The organism is Arthrobacter sp. NPDC080073 (assembly GCF_040686575.1).
GTDB lineage: Bacteria > Actinomycetota > Actinomycetes > Actinomycetales > Micrococcaceae > Arthrobacter.
In genome coordinates this window covers 1-2,489 of the sequence record NZ_JBFBKR010000048.1, presented here as the reverse complement: position 1 = coordinate 2,489, position 2,489 = coordinate 1, and the positions used below count along the sequence as shown (strand labels likewise).

2 protein-coding genes are annotated in these 2,489 nt (G+C 67.2%); both read left to right on the top strand.

Annotated elements, in window-relative coordinates:
- Window positions 1-1,248: hydantoinase/oxoprolinase family protein (locus tag AB0O52_RS23265; RefSeq protein ID WP_364542967.1), on the top strand; the 1,248-nt coding region annotated here is incomplete at its 5' end.
- A 9-nt stretch (window positions 1,249-1,257) separates the two neighbouring features.
- A partial coding sequence (locus tag AB0O52_RS23260; RefSeq protein WP_364542964.1) for a hydantoinase B/oxoprolinase family protein occupies window positions 1,258-2,489 on the top strand: 1,232 nt, incomplete at its 3' end.

Genomic DNA, 2,489 nt, shown 5'->3' with positions numbered 1-2,489 from the left:
GATGTCGAGCTGGCCGGTGTTTCGGGAAACCGCAACCTGATCGGGGTGGACATGGGCGGGACGTCCTTCGATGTTTCCCTGGTGGTGGACGGCAAGCCGGACGTGTCCACGGAGGCGCATCTGGAAGGCCTTCCGATGCTCATGAGCGTGGTGAACATCCACACCGTGGGCGCCGGCGGCGGCTCGGTGGCCTGGCTCGAAGCCGGTGGCCTGCGGGTCGGGCCGCGTTCGGCGGGGGCCACGCCCGGGCCGGCCTGTTACGGGCGCGGCGGGACGGAACCGACCGTCACGGACGCGAACCTGGTGCTCGGGCGTGTGGATCCGGACTGGTTCGCCGGCGGACAGGTCGCCCTGGACCGTGACGCGGCGATCACCGCCTTGAAAACGGTGGGTGACCGGCTCGGCCTGGACCCGGTTGCGATGGCCGAGGGGATCTGCGATGTCGCGAACTCCCAGATGGCCCAGGCGATCCGGACCATCACGATCTCCCGCGGCATCGAACCCCGGGACTTCTCCCTCGTGGCCTTCGGCGGCGCCGGTCCCATGCATGCCGTCTTCCTCGCCAAGGAGCTCGGCATCCCGGAGACCGTTGTTCCCCGGTTCCCCGGCGCGTTCTCGGCCTGGGGGATGCTGCAGACCAACATCCGCAAGGACTTCTCGGAACCGTATTTCTACCTCGACGAGGATATCGACGCCGCCCACATGGCCGGCGTGCTGCGGTCCATGGAGCGTGAGGGCCTGGGTTCCCTGGCCTCCGAAGGGGTGCCGGAGGCCAGCCGGCTGACCAACGCATCGGTCGATGTCCGCTACCAGTCGCAGGAATTCTCCCTGAACGTCCCGCTCGCCTCCGCCGACGAACCCGAATCCGCCGGTTTCGTTGCCGCGTTGTCCGCGCGTTTCTCCGCGATGTACCACGAGCGCTACGGGCATTCAAACCCCGGGGCGCCCATCGAAATCGTGGCGCTGCGGACCCAGGCCGTGGGCGACCTGGGCCGACTTGAAGCGCCCCGCTTCGCCACCGCACAGGGGCCGGGGTTCAAGCACGATATCCGCCCGGTGGTCTTTGACCACCTCGAGCACGACACCATCGTGGCCCGCCGCGACGACCTGGCCGCCGGCCACGCCTTCGAGGGCCCGGCCATCATCGTGGAGCAGACCGCCACCACCGTGGTGCCCCCCGGCTTCGACGTGAGCGTCGACGAATTCGGCTCCCTGATCATCCGCACCCAACACGACGAAGGAAACTAAGGCACCACCATGACCATCACTGCAGTCAAGACCCTGGATCCGGTCACCGTGGAGATCATCCGCAACGCCCTCACCAGCGCCGCGGACGACATGAACGCCACCCTCATCCGCTCCGCCTACTCACCCATCCTCTACGAAGGCGGGGACTGCGTCGTGGCCCTGCTGGACACCGGGCACCGCGTGCTCGGACAATCCGCCGGGCTGCCCCTGTTCCTGGGCAACCTCGAAACCTGCTCCATCGCGGTCGAAGAACTCTACGGGCGCGAAGTCTGGAAAGAAGGGGACGTGTGGATCCTCAACGATTCCTACCTGGGCGGAACCCACCTGAACGACGTCACCATCTTCGCCCCGATCTTCCACGAGGGCGAAGTGGTCGGCTTCGCGGCCACCCGCGCGCACTGGATGGACATGGGCTCCAAGGACGTCGGCGGGTCCATGGACGCCACCGACATCTTCCAGGAAGGCTTCCGGATGGGCCCGGTCAAACTGATCGAGGCAGGCATCGAAACCTCCGTGGTGGACCTCATCCGGACCAACGTCCGCTTCCCCTACCAGACCATCGGCGACATGCACGCGATGATCGCCGCCCTCCGGATGGGCACCACCCGCATGAAAGAGCTCGTGGGCCGGTACGGCATGGACCAACTCGACGCCGCCCGGGACGAGATCTTCCGCCAGACCGAGGAAATCGAACGCGAAACCGTCCGCAACATCCCCGACGGCGTCTACGAAGCCGAAGGCGTGCTGGACAACGACGGCATCAACCTCGAAACCCCGATCCCGATCAAGCTCAAGATCACCGTCTCCGGCGACACCGTTGACTTCGACGTCACCGGATCAGCGGACCAGACCACCGGACCGGTCAACTGCGGCGCCGCCCAGGCCGTCTCGGCCCTGCGGGTCGGCTACAAACTCCTGGTCAGCCCCGACTCCAACTCCAACGGCGGATCCTTCCGGCCCCTGACCACCCAGGTGCGGTCCGGCTCCGTTCTGGGCGCGGTCGCGCCCGCACCGTGCCAATGGTACTTCTCCCACCTCGGCCTACTGATCGACCTCGTGTCCAAGGCCATGGCCCCGGCCATGCCCGACCGCGTCGCCAGCGCCAGCCACGGCGACTCGATGATCATCACCGCCGCCGGTTTCGACCCGCGCTTCGGCCGGAACTTCGTCACCATGGAAGCCACCCTGGGCGGCTGGGGCGCCTGGCAAGGCACCGACGGCGAGTCCGCCATGATCAACAA